At 53.7% G+C, this 19,920-nt stretch carries 20 protein-coding genes; 14 read left to right on the top strand and 6 right to left on the bottom strand.

The window, feature by feature from the left end:
• The first annotated feature begins 2 nt into the window (after positions 1 to 2).
• The 3 genes from aaeB (at position 3) to QLG21_RS12825 (ending at position 3,830) form a co-directional block, all read left to right on the top strand.
• Positions 3 to 1,970, top strand: coding sequence for a p-hydroxybenzoic acid efflux pump subunit AaeB (gene aaeB, locus QLG21_RS12815; RefSeq protein ID WP_088208428.1), 1,968 nt, complete (start codon positions 3 to 5; stop codon positions 1,968 to 1,970).
• Between the two features lie 87 nt (positions 1,971 to 2,057).
• Positions 2,058 to 3,512: an NAD-dependent succinate-semialdehyde dehydrogenase gene (locus tag QLG21_RS12820; protein ID WP_282484552.1), complete on the top strand. Its 1,455-nt coding sequence runs from the start codon at positions 2,058 to 2,060 to the stop codon at positions 3,510 to 3,512.
• A gap of 45 nt (positions 3,513 to 3,557) precedes the next feature.
• Positions 3,558 to 3,830 carry a barstar family protein gene (locus QLG21_RS12825; RefSeq protein WP_006178838.1) on the top strand — a complete coding sequence of 91 codons (273 nt, stop codon included), beginning with the start codon at positions 3,558 to 3,560 and terminating at the stop codon, positions 3,828 to 3,830.
• A 59-nt stretch (positions 3,831 to 3,889) separates the two neighbouring features.
• On the opposite strand, the gene yhcN (QLG21_RS12830) is transcribed toward QLG21_RS12825, so the two are convergent.
• From yhcN (QLG21_RS12830) to argR, 3 genes are all read right to left on the bottom strand, one after another.
• Positions 3,890 to 4,156, bottom strand: coding sequence for a peroxide/acid stress response protein YhcN (gene yhcN / locus QLG21_RS12830; RefSeq protein ID WP_006178837.1), 267 nt, complete (start codon positions 4,154 to 4,156; stop codon positions 3,890 to 3,892).
• A gap of 102 nt (positions 4,157 to 4,258) precedes the next feature.
• Positions 4,259 to 4,522, bottom strand: coding sequence for a peroxide/acid stress response protein YhcN (gene yhcN / locus QLG21_RS12835; protein ID WP_006178835.1), 264 nt, complete (start codon positions 4,520 to 4,522; stop codon positions 4,259 to 4,261).
• 376 nt (positions 4,523 to 4,898) lie between these two features.
• Complete coding sequence (argR, locus tag QLG21_RS12840; RefSeq protein ID WP_006178832.1) at positions 4,899 to 5,369, bottom strand: transcriptional regulator ArgR; 471 nt, start codon at positions 5,367 to 5,369, stop codon at positions 4,899 to 4,901.
• A 394-nt stretch (positions 5,370 to 5,763) separates the two neighbouring features.
• On the opposite strand from argR, the gene mdh reads away from it, so the two are divergent.
• A complete protein-coding gene (mdh, locus tag QLG21_RS12845; protein WP_088208430.1) occupies positions 5,764 to 6,702 on the top strand; it encodes a malate dehydrogenase in 939 nt (312 codons plus the stop codon).
• Between the two features lie 87 nt (positions 6,703 to 6,789).
• On the opposite strand, the gene degS is transcribed toward mdh, so the two are convergent.
• From degS to zapG, 3 genes are all read right to left on the bottom strand, one after another.
• On the bottom strand, positions 6,790 to 7,857 hold the full coding sequence (degS, locus tag QLG21_RS12850; RefSeq protein ID WP_006178829.1) for an outer membrane-stress sensor serine endopeptidase DegS: 1,068 nt from the start codon (positions 7,855 to 7,857) through the stop codon (positions 6,790 to 6,792).
• Positions 7,858 to 7,949: 92 nt separating this feature from the next.
• Entirely contained in the window at positions 7,950 to 9,317 is a 1,368-nt protein-coding gene (gene degQ, locus QLG21_RS12855) for a serine endoprotease DegQ (protein ID WP_006178828.1), read from the bottom strand.
• Positions 9,318 to 9,487: 170 nt separating this feature from the next.
• Positions 9,488 to 9,886, bottom strand: coding sequence for a Z-ring associated protein ZapG (zapG, locus tag QLG21_RS12860; protein WP_006178827.1), 399 nt, complete (start codon positions 9,884 to 9,886; stop codon positions 9,488 to 9,490).
• A 189-nt stretch (positions 9,887 to 10,075) separates the two neighbouring features.
• Between zapG and zapE the strand changes: the two genes are divergently transcribed.
• From zapE to nanR, 10 genes are all read left to right on the top strand, one after another.
• Entirely contained in the window at positions 10,076 to 11,200 is a 1,125-nt protein-coding gene (gene zapE / locus QLG21_RS12865) for a cell division protein ZapE (RefSeq protein WP_137272581.1), read from the top strand.
• Between the two features lie 375 nt (positions 11,201 to 11,575).
• Positions 11,576 to 12,004, top strand: coding sequence for a 50S ribosomal protein L13 (gene rplM / locus QLG21_RS12870; RefSeq protein WP_006178824.1), 429 nt, complete (start codon positions 11,576 to 11,578; stop codon positions 12,002 to 12,004).
• A gap of 15 nt (positions 12,005 to 12,019) precedes the next feature.
• Positions 12,020 to 12,412, top strand: coding sequence for a 30S ribosomal protein S9 (gene rpsI, locus QLG21_RS12875; protein ID WP_003860436.1), 393 nt, complete (start codon positions 12,020 to 12,022; stop codon positions 12,410 to 12,412).
• Between the two features lie 308 nt (positions 12,413 to 12,720).
• A complete protein-coding gene (gene sspA, locus QLG21_RS12880; protein WP_014071978.1) occupies positions 12,721 to 13,359 on the top strand; it encodes a stringent starvation protein SspA in 639 nt (212 codons plus the stop codon).
• A 5-nt stretch (positions 13,360 to 13,364) separates the two neighbouring features.
• On the top strand, positions 13,365 to 13,856 hold the full coding sequence (gene sspB / locus QLG21_RS12885; protein WP_042322359.1) for a ClpXP protease specificity-enhancing factor: 492 nt from the start codon (positions 13,365 to 13,367) through the stop codon (positions 13,854 to 13,856).
• Positions 13,857 to 14,473: 617 nt separating this feature from the next.
• Complete coding sequence (locus tag QLG21_RS12890; RefSeq protein ID WP_137903528.1) at positions 14,474 to 15,151, top strand: DUF1120 domain-containing protein; 678 nt, start codon at positions 14,474 to 14,476, stop codon at positions 15,149 to 15,151.
• Between the two features lie 120 nt (positions 15,152 to 15,271).
• Entirely contained in the window at positions 15,272 to 15,976 is a 705-nt protein-coding gene (locus tag QLG21_RS12895) for a fimbria/pilus chaperone family protein (RefSeq protein WP_137903527.1), read from the top strand.
• Between the two features lie 9 nt (positions 15,977 to 15,985).
• Positions 15,986 to 18,406, top strand: coding sequence for a fimbrial biogenesis usher protein (locus tag QLG21_RS12900; protein ID WP_282484553.1), 2,421 nt, complete (start codon positions 15,986 to 15,988; stop codon positions 18,404 to 18,406).
• Positions 18,403 to 18,963: a hypothetical protein gene (locus QLG21_RS12905; RefSeq protein ID WP_282484554.1), complete on the top strand. Its 561-nt coding sequence runs from the start codon at positions 18,403 to 18,405 to the stop codon at positions 18,961 to 18,963. The genes QLG21_RS12900 and QLG21_RS12905 overlap by 4 nt, the downstream gene beginning before the upstream one ends.
• A gap of 109 nt (positions 18,964 to 19,072) precedes the next feature.
• Positions 19,073 to 19,852 carry a transcriptional regulator NanR gene (gene nanR / locus QLG21_RS12910; protein ID WP_006178815.1) on the top strand — a complete coding sequence of 260 codons (780 nt, stop codon included), beginning with the start codon at positions 19,073 to 19,075 and terminating at the stop codon, positions 19,850 to 19,852.
• The last annotated feature ends 68 nt before the right edge of the window (positions 19,853 to 19,920 follow it).

Here is a 19,920-nt window from a genome sequence, read left to right on the forward strand (position 1 = left end):
CTATGGGTATCTTTTCCATCGCCAGCCAGCACCTCCGCTTCGCCGTGAAGCTGGCGTGCGCCATCGTGCTGGCGCTGTTTGTCGGCTTTCATTTTCAGCTTGAAACGCCCCGCTGGGCGGTGCTGACGGCGGCGATTGTCGCGGCGGGGCCGGCCTTTGCGGCGGGTGGTGAACCCTACTCGGGCGCCATTCGCTACCGCGGGATGTTGCGTATCGTCGGGACGTTTATCGGCTGTATCGCGGCGCTTACCATTATTATTCTGATGATCCGCACGCCGCTGCTGATGCTGATGGTGTGCTGCATCTGGGCGGGCTTCTGTACCTGGGTCTCCTCGCTGGTAAAAGTAGAGAACTCCTACGCTTGGGGACTTTCGGGTTATACCGCGCTGATTATCATCATCACCATTCAGGCAGAGCCGCTGCTTGCCCCACAGTTTGCCGTCGAACGCTGCAGTGAAATTGTCATTGGTATTGTTTGCGCCATCGTGGCCGACCTGCTGTTTTCGCCACGTTCCATCAAGCAGGAAGTGGATCGCGAACTGGATGCGTTAATTGTCGACCAGTACAAACTGATGCAGCTGTGCATTAAGCATGGCGACAGTGAAGAGGTTGATAACGCCTGGGGTGGCCTGGTACGGCGCACCACCGCGCTGGAAGGGATGCGCAGCAACCTGAATATGGAGTCTTCCCGCTGGTCCCGGGCAAACCGTCGTCTTAAGGCGATCAACACCGTGGCCTTAACGCTGATAACCCAGGCGTGTGAAACCTACCTGATCCAAAATACCCGTCCTGAAGTCGTGACCGACACCTTCCGCGAACTCTTCGCCGAGCCGGTTGAAACGGTGCAGGACGTGCATAAGCAGCTCAAGCGCATGCGTCGCGTCATCGCCTGGACCGGCGAGCGCGATACGCCAGTGACCATTTACACCTGGGTCGGGGCGGCAACGCGCTACCTCTTGCTCAAGCGCGGCGTCATCGGGAATGCCAAAATCAGTGCCGCAGAAGAAGAGGTGCTGCAGGGTGAAGTGGTGATCAAAGCCGAGTCGGCGGAACGCCACCACGCGATGGTGAACTTCTGGCGCACCACGCTGGCCTGTATGCTCGGTACGCTGTTCTGGCTGTGGACCGGCTGGACCTCCGGCAGCGGGGCGATGGTGATGATCGCCGTTGTCACCTCCCTGGCGATGCGTCTGCCGAACCCGCGCATGGTCGCTATCGACTTCCTGTACGGCACGATAGCCGCCCTGCCGCTTGGGGCTTTCTATTTCCTGGTAATTTTACCCTCGACGCAGCAGAGCATGCTGTTGCTCTGTATCAGCCTTGCGGTCATGGCGTTCTTTATCGGTATCGAAGTGCAGAAACGTCGCCTGGGATCGCTGGGGGCGCTGGCAAGCACCATCAATATCCTCGTGCTGGATAACCCGATGACGTTCCACTTCAGCCAGTTCCTCGACAGCGCGTTAGGTCAGCTGGTGGGCTGCTTCCTGGCGATGATGGTGATCCTGCTGGTGCGGGATAATTCGCAGGCGCGCACCGGCCGCGTGCTGTTAAACCAGTTCGTTTCGGCGGCCGTATCGTCGTTGACCACCAACACCGCGCGCCGTAAACAGAACCATCTGCCTGCGCTCTATCAGCAGCTGTTTTTACTGCTGAATAAATTCCCGGGCGACGTTGCCAAGTTCCGCCTGGCGTTAACTATGATCATCGCGCACCAGCGTCTGCGTAATGCGCCGGTGCCCATCAATGACGATCTCTCCAGTTTCCACCGTCAGCTTCGTCACACCGCCGATCATGTGCTCTCGGCGACCAGTGACGACAAACGTCGGCGTTACTTTAACCAGCTGCTTGAGGAGCTGGATATCTACCAGGAGAAGCTGCGGTACTGGGACGCGCCGCCGCAGGTGACCGAGCCGGTTGGGCGTCTGGTGTATATGCTGCATCGATATCAAAACGCGCTAACCAATAGCTGACTACGTAAAAAGCCGACGCCAGAAGCGTCGGTTTTTTTATGGCTATACTTATTTCTGCAGGCTCTTACATTCAGACAGGGAGGACACATGACTACCCAGGCTCTCCAGGACCACATCCTTTTTCAGAACGGCTATCTGGTTAACGGCATCTGGAAAACGCTCGACACCACCTTTGAGGTGCTGAATCCGGCCACCGGTGAAGTGATCACCCGCGTGGCGAAAGCTGGCAAAGCCGAAACCGAAGAGGCGATTGCGGCGGCAACAAAAGCGTTTCCCGCATGGCGTGCCAAAACCGCGAAAGAGCGCTCGGCGATCCTCTATCGCTGGTATGAACTGATTATTGAGAACAAAAGCTGGCTCGGGCGGCTGATGACCACCGAGCAGGGGAAGCCGCTGAAGGAAGCCGAAGGCGAGGTAGAGTATGCCGCCAGCTTCATTCAGTGGTTTGCCGAACAGGCGAAGCGCGCAAACGGGGAAATCATCCCACCGATCAAACCCGGCTCCCGCATTCTGGCGACCCGCGAACCCATTGGCGTGGTTGCCGCCATCACGCCGTGGAACTTTCCTATGGCGATGCTGACGCGCAAACTCGGCCCGGCACTGGCCGCAGGTTGCACCGGCGTGATCAAGCCCGCCAATAACACGCCCCTGAGCGCCTTCGCGCTGCTTACCCTGGCGAAGCAGGCGGGCGTGCCGGATGGCGTGCTGAACGCCGTGGCTGGGAGCACATCTGAAATCAGCGATGCCATTATGGCCAGTCATGACGTGCGGAAAATCTCGTTTACCGGCTCGACCGCCGTGGGCAAAACGCTGGTGCGTAACGCGGCCGAGACCATGAAAAAAGTCTCGATGGAGCTGGGGGGAAATGCCCCGTATATCGTTTTTGAAGACGCGGATATCGATGCCGCGGTGAAAGGCGCTATCGCCAACAAATTCCGCAATGCCGGTCAGGTGTGCGTCAGCGTAAACCGTTTCTACATCCAGGAAACGGTCTATGACAAGTTTGTTAATCAGTTGGCCGACGCGGTGAAGGCGCTGAAGGCCGGCAACGGCCTCGACGAGGGGGTGGTTGTCGGTCCGCTGATCGAACCATCGGCGGTGAAGAAAGTACAAGAGCACGTTGAAGATGCCGTTGCGAAAGGCGCGACCGTGCTGGCCGGTGGTAAACCCCATGAGTTGGGCGGCAACTTCTGGATGCCAACCGTGCTGGGGGATTGCCATGAAGGCATGAAGCTGGCGGAAGAGGAGACGTTTGGCCCGGTGGCGGCCTGCTTCCGCTTTACCTCAGAAGATGAAGTTATTATGCGCGCCAACAATACCCCTTACGGGCTGGCGGCATACTTCTACACCCAGAATTTGTCGCGCGTGTTCCGCGTCTCGCAGGCGATTGAGAGCGGGATGATTGGCATCAACGAGTGTGCAGTCTCTACGGAGCTGGGACCGTTCGGCGGCGTGAAAGAGTCCGGGCTGGGCCGGGAAGGTTCCGTACTGGGGCTGGAAGAGTTTCTGGAAGTCAAAACCCTGCATATCGGGGGATTATAATAGTCAGGGCGGCGTTTGCCGCCCGCCTGGATCGGGTGGCTGGCAATGAAAATTTATACCTTTGATTTTGACGAGATCGACAGTCAGGAAGACTTCTATCGTGAATTTAGTCGGGTGTTTGGGCTGGAACAGGGAAGCGTAACCGATCTTGATACGCTGTGGGATGTGGTCACCGGTAATCAGCTACCGTTACCGTTTGAGATAGAATTTATCCATTTGCCTGACAAGCTGCGCCGACGTTTTGGCGCGCTGGTGCTTCTGTTTGATGAAGCCGAAGAGGAGCTGGAAGGGCAGCTGCGTTTCAACGCGCGGCAGTAATAAAAAAGCCCCTGACCGGGAGGTCAGGGGCAAGTCGTATGATGAGATACGACGAGGGTTTATTTATACAGTTCAGCCGTGGCGTGCCAGTGGTCACCCTGATTCAGTTCGGTGACGCGGTAGCTGCTGGCACCCGCTTTTTCAGCTTTTGCTGCCAGATCGTGACGGATATCCATCGGCGAGCCGGTAATAGATGTTACGGATACGCTACCCATGGACTGCAGATTTTGTGCCTGCTCCGCATTGACCTGCTGAACGGCTGCGCTCGCGCCGAAAGAGAGAACGGATGCTAAGCCAAGGGTTGCGATGATTAATTTGGTTTTCATAGTCTTTACTCCTGAAATTATTTGCTCAACAGCGAGAAGGGTTGAACTGCTATTTTTATGCCTGGTGCCGTTGAGGGGTAATTCGTCTTCTGCTACTAAAACTTATTTGTACAGCTCTGCGGTAGCGTGCCAGTGATCGCCTGAACGTGCTTCGATGACACGGTAAGATGATGCACCTTGTTCTTCCGCTTTCTTGTTCAGCATCTCATGCATGTCCATTGGGGAAGTCCCCACTGCACCAACGGAGACCGTACCAATCGCCTGACGGGATTGCGCCTGATCGGCGTTGATGGAATCGGCTGCGAAAGCACCGAATGACAGGACAGAGAGAACGCTAAGTGCTGCTACAGTTGTTTTGATTTTCATGATTCTTTACCTCGTCGAATTTTTTACTGGGGGCTTCATTTCGTGACCCTCATCACAAAATCAAGTATACACTAATAACGGAAAAAATTAATACCAGACTAATGGTTTCGCGTGTAATTACGCGTTAATAAGACTCATTTTTATAACCAAAATGCATAAAATTGGTTGCTTATTAGCCATGTTGCGTTTTTATTCATAAGAAAATCATAGGGATATGTCGCTTTGATTTTTCGTGCGATCTTGGGCGGTGATATTCACTGGATGAATGTTAATGGGAGGTAAAAAGCACTATTTGCTAAAGTAAGCGCAGTGGAAAGCAGGGGGAAATACATGAGGAGCAGAACAATCCCCGCAGACGGGCCACGGGGAGAGGGGATTACAGTTCTTGTTCGAACAGCACCAGAATAGCTTCGTAAAGGTCTTTAACCGAGAAGCCGTTTGCCGGGGTAGTAAAGATAGTGTCGTCACCGGCGATGGTGCCGAGAATACCTTCCGCTTTGCCGAGGGAGTCCAGCAGACGCGCAATTAACTGCGCCGCGCCCGGGCTGGTGTGGATAACCACCACGGCATCGTTATAGTCGATATCCAGTACCAGATTCTTCAGCGGGCTGGAGGTTGTCGGCACGCCAAGTTCAGCCGGCAGGCAATAGACCATCTCCATTTTGGCGTTACGCGTACGCACCGCCCCAAATTTGGTTAACATGCGGGAGACTTTCGACTGGTTGATGTTGTCGAAGCCTTGTTCCTGTAGCGCGTGAACAATTTCTCCCTGAGAACTGAATTTCTCTTCTTTAAGCAGCGCTTTGAACGCCCTTACTAACTCTTCTTGCTTAGACGAGCTTCGCATAAGTCACCCGAAATATGACGGTAGAAACAACATTATTATGCATGTGGATGAATTTTTATGCAAACAATCTGCCAGGGGCCTGGCTGAAATAATGTTATGAAAAGGGAGTGATTTTATCAGGTTTCGTTATCAGAAAACATGCCTGGCTCACGCCACGCAAATAAGCTTAAAAGTAAATTAAATGTTATCAAAATGATGTTGTTTTGATGGCGGGGCAGGGTGTATTGTTAACCCCTCTTAAATCGTTGCCGCTGTTGCCCGGATGGCATTCTGGCAATAAAGGCGTGTGACCTCAAAATATTTAGCGACGAAAATTGTAATTATTTACCTGCTGAATTATGGTCCCCGCAACGGATTTACAGATACTAAAGTTAACCATAATAAGGAGTTTAGGATGAAAGTCGCAGTCCTCGGCGCTGCTGGTGGTATCGGCCAGGCGCTTGCCCTACTACTGAAAACCCAACTGCCTTCCGGCTCAGAACTCTCCCTGTACGATATTGCTCCTGTCACCCCTGGTGTGGCGGTCGATCTGAGCCACATCCCGACAGCTGTGAAAATCAAAGGCTTCTCCGGTGAAGATGCGCGTCCTGCTCTGCAGGGTGCAGACGTCGTGCTGATCTCCGCAGGCGTAGCGCGTAAACCAGGTATGGATCGCTCAGACCTGTTCAACGTGAACGCGGGCATCGTGAAAAACCTGGTGCAGCAGATCGCTGAAACCTGCCCGAAAGCGTGCATCGGCATTATCACCAACCCGGTGAACACCACGGTTGCTATCGCTGCCGAAGTGCTGAAGAAAGCCGGTGTTTACGATAAGAACAAACTGTTCGGCGTCACTACTCTGGACATTATCCGTTCCAATACCTTTGTGGCTGAGCTGAAAGGCAAACAGCCTGCGGAGATTGAGGTTCCTGTGATTGGCGGCCACTCTGGCGTGACCATTCTGCCTCTGCTGTCGCAGATCCCGGGCGTGAGCTTCACCGAGCAGGAAGTGGCTGACCTGACCAAACGCATTCAGAACGCGGGTACCGAAGTGGTCGAAGCGAAGGCGGGTGGCGGATCGGCAACGCTCTCTATGGGCCAGGCGGCGGCGCGTTTCGGTCTGTCTCTGGTGCGTGCGCTGCAGGGCGAGAAAGACGTTGTGGAATGCGCTTACGTTGAAGGCGACGGCGAACACGCTCGCTTCTTCTCTCAGCCGCTGCTGCTGGGCAAAAACGGTATCGAAGAGCGTAAGTCTATTGGCACGCTGAGCGCGTTTGAACAACACGCGATGGAAGGCATGCTGGACACGCTGAAGAAAGATATCACCCTGGGCGAAGAGTTCGTTAACAAGTAAAACATACTCTTCTGCTATAGGCCGGGTAAGCGTGAGCGCCACCCGGCAAAAAAAACCGAAGCACAGGCTTCGGTTTTTTTATGGCTGTCAGTTCGTCGCCGGGTATTCCTGTATCGTTACCTGAATGGTCAGTTTCTTATCGTTACGCATGACTTCGACAGGGATGATGGAGCCTGGGCGGATCTCTGCCACCTGGTCCATGGTTTCCAGCGCGGAAACGGCCGGGACACCGTTAACCGATACGATGACGTCGTTCACCTGAATCCCCGCGTTGGCCGCCGGGCCGCCCGGAGAGACTTCGTTCACCACGATACCCTGGATCGGATCGATACCGCCGCCCTGCGAGTGCATTGGCGCAATTTCACGTCCGCCGATGCCGATATAGCCACGGATCACCCGGCCATCGCGGATCAGCTTGTCCATAATCTTTGTGGCCAGCTGGAAGGGAATGGCAAAACCGATGCCTTCCGGCGTTTCACCGTCGTTGCTCTTATCGAACGAAAGGGTGTTGATCCCCATCAGCTCGCCCAGCGAGTTCACCAGCGCGCCGCCGGAGTTCCCGTGGTTGATTGATGCGTCGGTTTGAAGGAAGTTCTGCCGTCCTGACGGGTTCAGGCCGATTCGCCCGGTGGCGCTAATAATCCCCTGGGTGATGGTTTGCCCCAGGTTATAGGGGTTACCGATGGCCAGCACCACATCACCGATGTGCGGGGTGCGTTTGCGGTTAATCGGAATAGTCGGCAGACCGCCCGTGGCGTTGATTTTCAGAACGGCCAGATCGGTCAGGCTGTCAGAACCGACCAGAAGCGCCTCAAACACGCGGCCATCCTGCAAGGCGACGATGATCTGGTCAGCATCATTGATGACGTGTTTGTTGGTAATGATGTAGCCACGTTCGTCCATAATGACGCCGGAGCCGAGCGTGCGGATCTCCAGCTGATTATGGCTTGAGGAGTTAAGCCCGCGATTATAGACATTCACCACGGCGGGCGCGGCACGGCGAACGGCCTGATTGTAGGTGGCAGGCGTGTCATCCGTGCTGTCGAACTGAGGGGCCGTCAGTTTGTTGAACTGGCGTAAAGACGGCATCGCCACTAGCAGCAGGCCAGCGACAAGTAAACCAATGACAATCGAACGAGTGAGCTTTAAAAGCATGATGCGCGCGTCGGTAATAAAGGAACGGTTTGCAGCATAACATGAGTTATCCGGACATCACACGCGACGGCGATGTCCGGAGTCGCAAATGCTTAACGCAGTAAAATGTAGATCGTATCGTTGCCACGAACAATCTGCAGGGCAACGACGGCCGGTTTGCTTTCCAGGATCTTGCGCATTTCCGCAATGGACTGCACGCGATTGCGGTTAACACCGATGATAACGTCCTCCTGGTGTAAACCCGCCTGGGCAGCCGGACTGCTCTTCTCGACCGTATCGACGGTAATGCCTTTGGTGCCGTCTTTAAGCTGGCCATCGCTCAGCGTCGCCCCTTGCAAGGCTGGCGCAATAAGCTCTGCGCTGGCGGAGGAGGAGGTGCTCTTGTCGAGCGTCACTTCCACGTCCATCGGCTTGCCATCGCGGATCAGACCCAGCTTCACTTTGGCCCCCGGCTCGGTGGTCGCGATGCGCGAACGCAGCTCGGCGAAGCTGCTGAGCGGCTTATCGTTCAGGCTGACAATCACATCACCGGATTTCACCCCCGCTTTGGCCGAGCCGGAGTTGGCGAGCACTTCGCTGACAAACGCCCCGCGCTGCACGTTAAGGTTGAACGCTTTGGCGATATCCGCGCTCATCTCCATGCCCTTGATCCCCAGCAGGCCACGTTTGACTTCGCCAAACTGAATCAGCTGCTGAGAGAGGGTTTTGGCCATATTGCTGGGAATGGCAAAGCCAATCCCGACGCTGCCGCCGCTTGGGGCGAGGATAGCGGTGTTAATGCCGATGAGCTCGCCGTTGAGGTTAAGCAGCGCGCCGCCGGAGTTCCCCCGGTTGATGGAGGCGTCGGTCTGGATAAAGTTTTCCAGCCCTTCCAGATTCAGGCCGCTGCGCCCAAGCGCAGAGACAATGCCGGAGGTAGCGGTCTGGCCTAAACCGAACGGGTTACCCACCGCGACGGCAAAATCACCCACGCGCAGTTTGTCGGAGTCGGCAATGGCAATCTGGGTCAGCTTGCTCGGATTCTGTATCTGGACCAGCGCGATATCGCTCTGGTCGTCTCCGCCAATCAGTTTGGCATCAAACTCGCGTCCGTCATTAAGCTGGACGCTGATTTTATCCGCCTGGCTGATGACGTGGTTATTGGTCAGGATATAGCCTTTGGCCGCATCAATGATGACTCCGGAGCCGAGGCCTTCAAACGGCTGTGCCTGCTGGTCGGGGGCTTCGTCGCCAAAGAATTTCTTCAGCTCTTCAGGGACGCGCTGGCTTTGCAGCGCGGTGCCTTCAACTTTCACGCTGACCACGGCGGGCAAGACTTTTTCCAGCATCGGCGCGAGGCTAGGAATGGCCGTCTGGCCGGGAACCTGTGCAGGCAGCGTTGCGGTAGCCGGGAAGGATGCCGAGAGCGATAACCCGACACTTAACGCGATAGCGCTTAACAGCTGGTTTTTTTTCTTCATCGATGCTGACTCTCGTATCCTGGAATGAAAGAAGAACGGCCCAAAAACATATTGATGTTATTGAATTTTAATCCACTGAACAATGAGACGTTAGACTAAATAATAGCTGGGGACGAGAAGAAAGGACGGGCGCAACCGAGGCGCCCGTAAAATTTATTCAGGTTGTGCGATTAATCGCGTTTTGCGCCACCGCGCAGCAGGCCGGATGCGCCGTCTGAGTAGTCACGAGGCATCTGAACCGGCGCCTGATCGTTACCCGCTTCGGAGTCAGCCAGGCGGTTGCGGAACGGGTTGGTTTCCGCGGTCATTTCCGGCAGCAGGCTGCTGGAGCTTTTTGCCATGTGCTGATACAGCTGGCGATAGTCGGTTGCCATGTTATCCAGCAACTCCGCGCTACGCGCAAAATGGCTCACCAGCTCTTCACGATACTCTTCCAGCTCGGCTTTGTTCTTTTCCAGTTCGTACTGCAGTGACTGCTGCTGACGCAATTTGCGATTACCGAAACGCATGGCCACAGCACCAATGATAATGCCGACGACTAACCCGATTAGCGCGTATTCCCAGGTCATGAACTTCTCCCGTTGTCTTGTTGTTCCGTAGGGTGTTGGCTCGGCTCCTGCCTGTGCCTGATTATGCCACTATAACCGCTATTTCCGCAGAAGTGGAATCCTGACGTATCATCGCGTAGTGTAGAACGGCCTTTTTTTCATCAGTCACGCCTGCTGGTGAGTATTAACCGAAGGAATAACAATAAGATTATGCAAAGCCTTTCCCCCTCATCGCGATATCAACAGGCCCTGGATACGGGCTCACACCAGCCAGATAACGTACAGCGTGAAGCGGTCAACCGCCTCGATAAGATTTATCAGGCGCTGACGCACAAACCCGAAGAAACGGCGCAGGGCGGCGGGTTGAAAGCGGCCTTTGGCCGGTTGCTGGGCAAAAAAACGCCTCAGGCTGATGCACCGGTTCGCGGCTTATATATGTGGGGTGGTGTAGGGCGGGGCAAAACCTGGCTGATGGACATGTTCTACCAGAGCCTGCCGGGGACGCGTAAGCAGCGTCTGCACTTCCACCGTTTTATGCTGCGGGTGCATGAAGAGCTGACGGAACTACAGGGCAAAAGCGATCCGCTGGAGATTGTTGCCGATCGCTTTAAGGCCGAAACGGACGTGCTTTGCTTTGACGAATTTTTTGTCTCCGATATCACCGACGCCATGCTGCTGGGCGGCCTGATGAAGGCCCTGTTTGCGCGGGGGATCACGCTGGTGGCAACCTCGAATATTCCACCGGATGAGTTGTACCATAACGGGCTGCAGCGCCCGCGTTTCCTGCCAGCCATTGATGCCATCAAACAGCACTGTGACGTGATGAACGTCGATGCGGGCGTCGATTATCGTCTGCGCACGTTAACTCAGGCGCACCTGTGGCTTTCGCCGCTGGACGCGCAGACCACGAGCCAGATGGATAAACTGTGGCAGGCGCTGGCCGGGGCAAAACGTGAGAATGCGCCGGTGCTGGAAATAAACCATCGCCCGTTACAAACGCTGGGCGTAGAGAATCAAACCCTGGCCGTTTCCTTTGCCACGCTCTGCGTTGATGCCCGCAGCCAGCATGATTACATTGCGTTATCGCGCCTCTTCCATACCGTGATGCTGTTTGATGTGCCGGTGATGACGCTGCTGATGGAGAGCGAGGCGCGCCGCTTCATCGCGCTGGTCGATGAGTTTTATGAACGGCACGTCAAGCTGGTGGTCAGCGCGGCCGTGCCTTTATATGAGATCTATCAGGGCGAACGCCTGAAGTTTGAGTTCCAGCGCTGTCTGTCGCGCCTGCAGGAGATGCAGAGCGAAGAGTACCTCAAGCGCGAGCATATGCCATAAACGGCACTTGGGGGCAATATCAGCCTTTATTACGCTACCCTCTCCCCGTGGGAGAGGGGCTGGGGGTGAGGGCATCGGCTTTATTACGCTACCCTCTCCCTGTGGGAGAGGGGCTGGGGGTGAGGGCACCAGACCGCACAAATCCCACCCCCGAAAAACCCACTCCGAATCACATTTAGGGGTCGATCTTTGACCTCAACTTCTCTATAATCTTGCGACCCCACGTTACGAGAAGGTTTTTTTCCCGAAACTTTCTATGTGTCGGCATGTGCTATTCGAAGGGGTAGGTTTGCCGGACTCTGTCGTGTGAACCTCAACTGACTAAACGTTTGGGTGTTCACCAACGTGTAACTTATTTATTTGGGTAAGCTTTTAATGAAAACTTTTACAGCTAAACCAGAAACCGTACAACGCGACTGGTATGTTGTTGACGCGACCGGTAAAACTCTGGGCCGTCTGGCTACTGAACTGGCTCGTCGCCTGCGCGGTAAGCATAAAGCGGAATACACTCCGCACGTTGATACCGGTGATTACATCATCGTTCTGAACGCTGACAAAGTTGCTGTTACCGGCAACAAGCGTACTGACAAAGTGTATTACCATCACACCGGCCACATCGGTGGTATCAAAGAAGCGACCTTTGAAGAGATGATTGCTCGCCGTCCTGAGCGTGTGATTGAAATCGCGGTTAAAGGCATGCTGCCAAAAGGCCCGCTGGGTCGTGCTATGTTCCGTAAACTGAAAGTTTACGCAGGCAACGAGCACAACCACGCGGCACAGCAACCGCAAGTTCTTGACATCTAATCGGGATTATAGGCAATGGCTGAAAATCAATACTACGGCACTGGTCGCCGCAAAAGTTCCGCAGCTCGCGTGTTCATCAAACCGGGCAGTGGTAAAATCGTTATCAACCAACGTTCTCTGGAACAGTACTTCGGTCGTGAAACTGCCCGCATGGTAGTTCGCCAGCCGCTGGAACTGGTTGATATGGTAGAAAAACTGGATCTGTACATCACCGTTAAAGGTGGTGGTATCTCCGGTCAGGCAGGTGCGATCCGTCACGGTATCACCCGCGCTCTGATGGAGTACGACGAATCCCTGCGTTCTGAACTGCGTAAAGCTGGCTTCGTTACTCGTGACGCGCGTCAGGTTGAACGTAAGAAAGTGGGTCTGCGTAAAGCACGTCGTCGTCCACAGTTCTCCAAACGTTAATCCTTTTCTGCTCACGCAGAACGATTGGCGAAAAACCCGCTTCGGCGGGTTTTTTTTATGGATAATGCGTAGGTTATCCACAGCATCAAGGCATATATCTTCTCTTTTTCCACATTTCCAGAATCCCCTCACCACAAAGCCATCAAAATCTGGTAAACTATCATCCAATTTTCTGCCCAAATATCAGTGAATACTCGGTTTTTGTTCGATTCTTGAACAGTGTGTCTTCTCTGGGATGGGCGATACTTCATCTGGCTGGCCTCGTTGGGCCAGTAGCAGTAAAATTCTGAATATACCTGGAGGTTTTCATGGCTGTCGCTGCCAACAAACGTTCGGTAATGACGCTGTTTTCTGGTCCTACTGACATTTATAGCCATCAGGTTCGTATCGTGCTGGCCGAGAAGGGTGTCAGTTTTGAGATCGAGCATGTGGAAAAGGATAACCCGCCTCAGGATCTGATCGATCTCAACCCGAGCCAAAGCGTACCGACGCTGGTGGATCGCGAACTGACCCTGTGGGAATCCCGTATCATTATGGAATACCTGGATGAGCGTTTCCCGCATCCGCCGCTGATGCCTGTTTACCCTGTTGCACGTGGTGAAAGCCGCCTGTACATGCAGCGCATCGAAAAAGACTGGTACACGCTGATGAACGTTATCGTCAACGGTTCCTCTTCTGAAGCCGATGCTGCACGTAAGCAACTGCGTGAAGAACTGCTGGCTATCGCACCTGTCTTTGGTCAGAAACCTTTCTTCCTGAGTGACGAATTCAGCCTGGTGGATTGCTACCTGGCTCCGCTGCTCTGGCGTTTGCCAACCCTGGGCGTCGAGTTCAGCGGTCCGGGCGCGAAAGAACTGAAAGGCTACATGACGCGCGTCTTTGAGCGCGACTCATTCCTGGCATCTTTAACTGAACCGGAACGTGAAATGCGTCTCGGCCGAGGCTAATGACTGTGGAAATGTCACAACTTTCACCACGCCGTCCGTATCTGCTGCGCGCCTTCTATGAATGGCTGCTGGACAACCAGCTCACGCCGCACCTGGTTGTGGATGTGACGTTGCCAGGCGTGCAGGTTCCGATGGAATATGCGCGTGACGGGCAGATCGTGCTGAACATTGCGCCGCGTGCGGTAGGCAACCTTGAACTGGCTAACGATGAAGTGCGTTTTAATGCGCGCTTCGGCGGTGTGCCACGCGTGGTTTCCGTTCCGCTGGCTGCAGTGCTGGCTATTTATGCGCGTGAAAACGGCGCGGGGACCATGTTCGAGCCGGAAACGGCTTATGATGAAGATGTCGCCAGCCTCAATGATGAAGAAGGCGCGTCGGAAAACGAGACGGTGATGTCAGTTATCGAGGGTGATAAACCTGATGATAGCGACGATAACGATCCCGATGACGATCCGCCACCGCGCGGTGGTCGCCCGGCCTTACGCGTGGTTAAATAGTACAAATGACGTTGTACTGATAATCCAGTTGGTTAATAGCCAACTGGATTTTTTATTTATGGAAGCAAAATATCATTAAAAATAATTATTAGAGAATTTTTTAAGCGTGCTGAATTGAAACCATTCTTATACCGGATGCATTGATACGCCAGCGGCTGCGTTTGCAGCACATCCCTACAGCCCACGCGGCTTTATCGTCAAAATGAAGACATAAAATTGTACCGCTAAGCCTGTTAAGTCGTGCAGAACGCCGCATATCCCGTTACCTTTTTTTATCCCTGCTCTTATCTCAATTCATTAAAAAATAACATATAAATGTAATAAATCATTAATAATGTAATTAGGGGGAAGCGTAACGTAAATATCGCGTCAATCGAGGCGTGAGCATTCGTATCATGAATGAAAATAGCAATAAGTACGCTATTAGCACGTAGTTAATAATCACAGCTTATAGATCTTATAATGCTAAAGAGAGTCGTTAAATTTCCTAAATTGAATCTATTAATAAAAAATATATTATCACACCATGCTTTAACGCATGCCAAAACAGAAAGAGATAAATTGAATTTATCAAAACTGTATAAAATATTTCATGATTCAATGTTAAGGATTAACAAGTGAAAAAGGTTCTTCTCGCTACTGCGCTTTCCCTGTGTGTCACTTCTGCTTTCGCAGCAAACCCAACTGCGGTACTGAAGGTTAGAGGTACACTGACCAATGCGGCATGTACGCCAGTATTAAGCAACGGTGGTACCGTTGACTACGGTACTATTAACCTGGGTAGCCTGAGCCCAACTAACGTCAACCAGCTGGGTCAGAAAAATATCGACCTGACCATCAACTGTGCTGCAGCAACACGCGTTTCCTGGAATATGGTTGACGATCGCGCTGATACCAACGCCAACCTGGAAGTCGCAAACGCACGCTTCGACGGTGATGCCCTGACTTCTACCGACCAGACTTTTGGTGTCGGCAAAACTGCCGGTAACGTTAAAATCGGTTCCTATTCTCTGTTTGTGAAAACAGACAGTGTTAAAGCCGATAACGTTACTGTCGATCCAATCATCCGTTCCGGTACTACCGGTGCATGGACTAAGACCACGAACGGTTCCGCTCAGGGGCAGAGCCTGCGTGACTTTACCGTTGCGACCACTGGCTCTGTAGACCCGCTGGCATTCCAGACCGCTACCTTCCCACTGGTAACGTCTCTGGCAATCGACAAAACGTCTACCCTGGCGATCACTGATGACACTAATCTGGACGGTCAGATCACCATCAGCCTGCGTTACCTGTAATTTTTTATAGCGTAAACGACAGCTAAATTAACGCAGAGAGTAAATGGCATACATTTACTCTCTTTGTCTTAGCGCGATCAACATGGAATGTGAAGTTGTAGCTATCAAGGAGATAACACGATGCAATGCTTAAAATCAGATGTTTTTAAAACGCTCATTGCTGCCGCATTATTGTCGATGAATGTTGCCGCGCATGCGGAAGGGATGGTTCCGGAGACCAGTTTGCTCATTATTGATGAGGCAACACATAGCGGAACGATTAATATAAAAAACACCGATTCTCATCCCTCACTACTCTATACAAATATTATTGACCTGCCGGATGATCAAGGCCTGAAACTGATTGTGACGCAACCCGTGGTTCGCCTTGAGCCGGGTCAAACACAGCAGTTGCGCTTTATTCTGCAGAGTAAACAACCCCTGGATGTAGAACATTATAAACGTGTTACCTTCGATGGTATTCCACCGAAAAAAGACGATAACAAAATAAAAATTGGGATCAATATCCGTCAGGATATCCCGGTACTGATCCGTCCTGCAAAACTGGGTGTGGTGACGGATGCGTGGAAATATTTGAAATGGTCGTCGACGGGTTCAACCGTCACCGCCACTAACCCGAGCAAATATGTTGTTCGACTGGCACAAAAAGTCGTACTTCAGCCGTCTGGGGCCATTGGGACGTTTGATAAAACCTATATTTTGCCGGGCGAAACGATGTCCGCTTCGTTAAACAAATCGGCAAGCGGCGACGCTAACGTAAAATTCTTCCCTGCAAGCCGCTATGGCGTAGAAGTACCGAGCTTTATTTCGGAATTAAACAAATAAAACAGGACGTTGACGGTGAGTAAACGAAGCCGCCTTGCAATTTGTGTCCGCGCTATTCTTTGCGGCACACTACCTCTGGTTATCCTCGAGCCCACTTCCGTCCTGGCGAGGGAAGTGATGTTTGATATGGGCGTCATGCAAACGCTGGGTTTAAATGCAGATTTAAACAAGTATTTTGCAGAAGCTCCCCGGTTTTTACCCGGCACTCACTCCGTCAACGTAAAAGTTAACGGCCAGGAGCGCGGGGTAGCTGCCGTCCGGTTTAACCAGGACGGCAAGCTTTGTTTTGATAACGATCTTCTCGATTTTGCGGGATTGATGCCCGTTCCGATTGGGGCGAAGGAGAGTTGTCATGATATCCACGACGACTATCCCCGCGCGGTCATCAACGCCCTGCCGAACCAGGAAGCCGTTGAGCTGTATCTCCCGCCTGAAGCCGTTAACAGCCTCTCCTCGGACATTAAAAACTTTCAGCATGGCGGCACCGCAGGGCTTCTGAACTATACGCTGTTCAGCACCCTGAACGAATACGGTGATAGCGATAGCAGTCGCTACTCACAGGCAAACCTGGAAGCGGGCTTTAACGCCTTCGACTGGTCGCTGCGCAGCAACTACATCCTGACGGATGATGAAGGCAAAAAAAGCGCGGATAGCATTTATACCTATGCGGAGCATGTCTTTGTTCCGCAAAAGCTCACGATGCAGATCGGCGAAATCAACGCCAACTCAAACGTGCTCAGCGGCGTTCCCATTACCGGTATTCAGCTTATGCCGACGGACGGCCTCACCCAGAGTGGCTCTGGCGTGAGCGTCTCCGGTATCGCGCGTTCTTCGCAGGCCCGCGTTGAAATTCGCCAGAACGGGCAGATGATTTTCAGCACCCTGGTACCCGCCGGTCCCTTTACTCTTGATGACGTTCCCGTCGCGCGTAACAACGTGAATCTTGATGTGTCCGTGGTTGAAGCGGATGGCGCCATCAACCGCTTTATTGTGCCTGCCACCGCCGTGAAGGCGCGCAACCTGTCGCGGCCGCAGGGTTTGACCGTTTCCGCCGGGCAGGTGAGAAATATTGACAGCGAATACAGCGATCCGCTGGTGATGAACGTGTCCGACGGCTGGCGAATTTTCCCGTGGATGAACCTGGTTGCTTCCGCCGCGGCTGCGGAAGATTACCAGGCCGTGGGCGGAAAAACAGATTTCCTCGTTACCGATGACTGGACGTTGTCGACTACCGCGGCGGCAAGTAAAGCGTCGTTCGGAGACAGCAATAACGGCTTGAAAACCGAGCTGGAAAGTAATGTCCGGCTGAGCGAAGACGTTGGGTTTTCCGCCAGCGCAACCCACTACAGCGGGGGATATCGTGAGCTATCCGATGCCATGGACGATGAGTACACGGGATATGACAACACCTATAGCGGTAGCCTCAACATCTCTGCCGGCGCGGCTGGCAACATTAGCGCCGGGTTTACCTACAACCAGAGCAGCGGGGACTATCAGGACTCGCGCTATCTGCTGCTCTCGTGGGGCAAAACCTTCAAATACGCGTCCGTGACGGCGAACTGGCAGAGCGCGGTAGGCAACGTTGATGACGATCAGGACAACGATCTGCTGTACATCAACGTGAGCATTCCGCTGAGTAGCGGCCAGTCGGTCAGCACCTATATGCGTAAAGAGGGTGATAGCACCAGCTACGGCGTGTCTAACAGCGGGTCCATTGGGGATAACACCCACTACTACATCTCCGCCGACCGCGACCAGGACTCTAAACAGAACAGCGTTAACGGCAACCTCAACACCAACCTGCACTACACGCAGGTCAGCGTCGGGGGCGGCACCAGCGGTGATAACCAACGCAACTACAACGCTACCCTTTCAGGCGGCGTGGCGGTGCACAAAAACGGCGTGACCTTCTCGCCATATGCCATCCGGGATACCTTCGCTATCGCCCGGTTGAGCGAGAAGAAAAGTGGGGTAGAGATATCCTCACCGCAGGGCACCATCTGGACCGATGCCTGGGGGCAGGCCGTTATTCCTTCTCTGAATGAATGGCAAAACTCACGTATCGAAGTGGATGCGAACAAGCTGCCGCAAAACATGACCCTGGCAAACGGGACCAAGTACCTTGCCGCAGGCCACGCCTCGGTAAGCGAAGTCGACTTCAGGGTACTCAACAGCCGACGCGTCATGCTGCGCGTGAAGATGAGCAATGGGCAGGCGCTGAAAAAAGGGCTGACGATTGAGGATGCCAGGGGCAATTACATTGTGACCAGCGTGGACGATGGCCACGTCTTTATCAACGACGCAGAGCAACTTTCAGGGCTGTACGCCATAGACGACAACAACAATCGCCTGTGCAAAATTAACTACAGCCTGCCTGAGAAGCGTGATGAAGAGGCGTTTTACGAAGAAATTAATGGAGTATGCCAATGAATAATCGACGTTTAGGCGGCCTGGCGGCACTGATGATGGTTGGCATGTCGTCTTTTGCCTGGGCCGATGAGTGCCAAATCACGCTCTCTCAGCCCGTGGTGGACTACCACACGATGCGCCGCGAGGATATCAAAGCCACGCAGCAGGACTGGCATAAAATGGCCGATCGTGACGTGAACGTGAACGTCTTCTGCCCGGAGCCGCAGAAGATGGCGGTGTTAGTGCAGGGCGCTTCCGGTGAAAAAGGGCGCTTTATGCTGGGCCAGTCCGGCGGCGTTGCGGTGAAAATTGCCGATCTGTTCGTTGATGGTAAAAGCTATACCGCGGGTAAGACGGTCGATCAGCTGAACTTCACGCCGGTCAGCGGCAGCCCTTCGCCGTTCTATCTGCACAACAATGAAGCGGTTATCGCGGTGGAAAATAACCAGATCCCATCCGGACGGCAGATGAGCTTTAAGGTAACGCTATCGCCGGTGTTAAAAGACGCTGCCTTTAGCCATGTTACCGATCAAACGTCCCTTGAGAGTGATTTAACCTGGAGTCTGCTGACTAAGTAGCCCCGCCTCCCACGTCCTGCCGTCCCTTCCCGGCGGCAGGGCGCTGTTTCGCGCCCTCAGATATCCTGTGTTATGATGAAGCGTTTTCCTTCTCCGGCACCGGACTGCTATGAAACCGATTGATCTCAAAGCTGAAAAGTCATCCGAAACGATGGGGCGCATGCTGCGCCGGCGTCCGCTGGCGCGTAAAAAGTTGTCCGACATGGTGGAAGAAGAGCTGGAGCAGATGATCCGCCGTCAGGAGTTTGCCCAGGGAGAACAGCTTCCCTCCGAGCGTGAACTGATGGAATTCTTCAACGTCGGTCGTCCCTCGGTGCGTGAGGCGCTGGCGGCGCTGAAGCGTAAAGGGCTGGTGCAGATCAACAACGGCGAACGTGCCCGCGTCACCGTCCCTTCGGCTGATACCATCATCAGCGAGCTGTCGGGGATGGCGAAAGATTTCCTGACCCAGCCTGGCGGCATTGCCCACTTCGAGCAGCTGCGCCTGTTCTTTGAATCCAGCCTGGTGCGCTATGCCGCAGAGTACGCCACAGACGATCAGATCGATCGCCTGACCAGGGCGCTGGACATTAACAGCCAGTCGCTCAACGACAACGCGCTGTTTATTCGATCCGACGTCGATTTCCACCGCGTGCTGGCCGAGATCCCCGGCAACCCGATTTTTAATGCCATCCACGTTGCGCTGCTTGACTGGCTGATTGCCGCCCGTCCTCAGGTGCCCGATGCCGAACTGTATCAGCACAATGAAGTCAGCTACCGTCAGCACATTGCGATCGTCGATGCGATCCGCCGACGCGATCCTGATGAAGCCGATCGCGCGCTACAAACCCATCTCAACAGCGTTTCCGCCACCTGGCACGCTTTCGGCCAGCATTCCAGCGCCAAATAATCACGATCCTTTAGTGAAGTAGATCGCAATATACGCGTTCTCTATGATACTGCTGCATAAGTGATCTG

Source organism: Enterobacter sp. V87_3 (genome assembly GCF_029967835.1).
GTDB classification, from domain to species: Bacteria; Pseudomonadota; Gammaproteobacteria; order Enterobacterales; family Enterobacteriaceae; genus Enterobacter; species Enterobacter cancerogenus.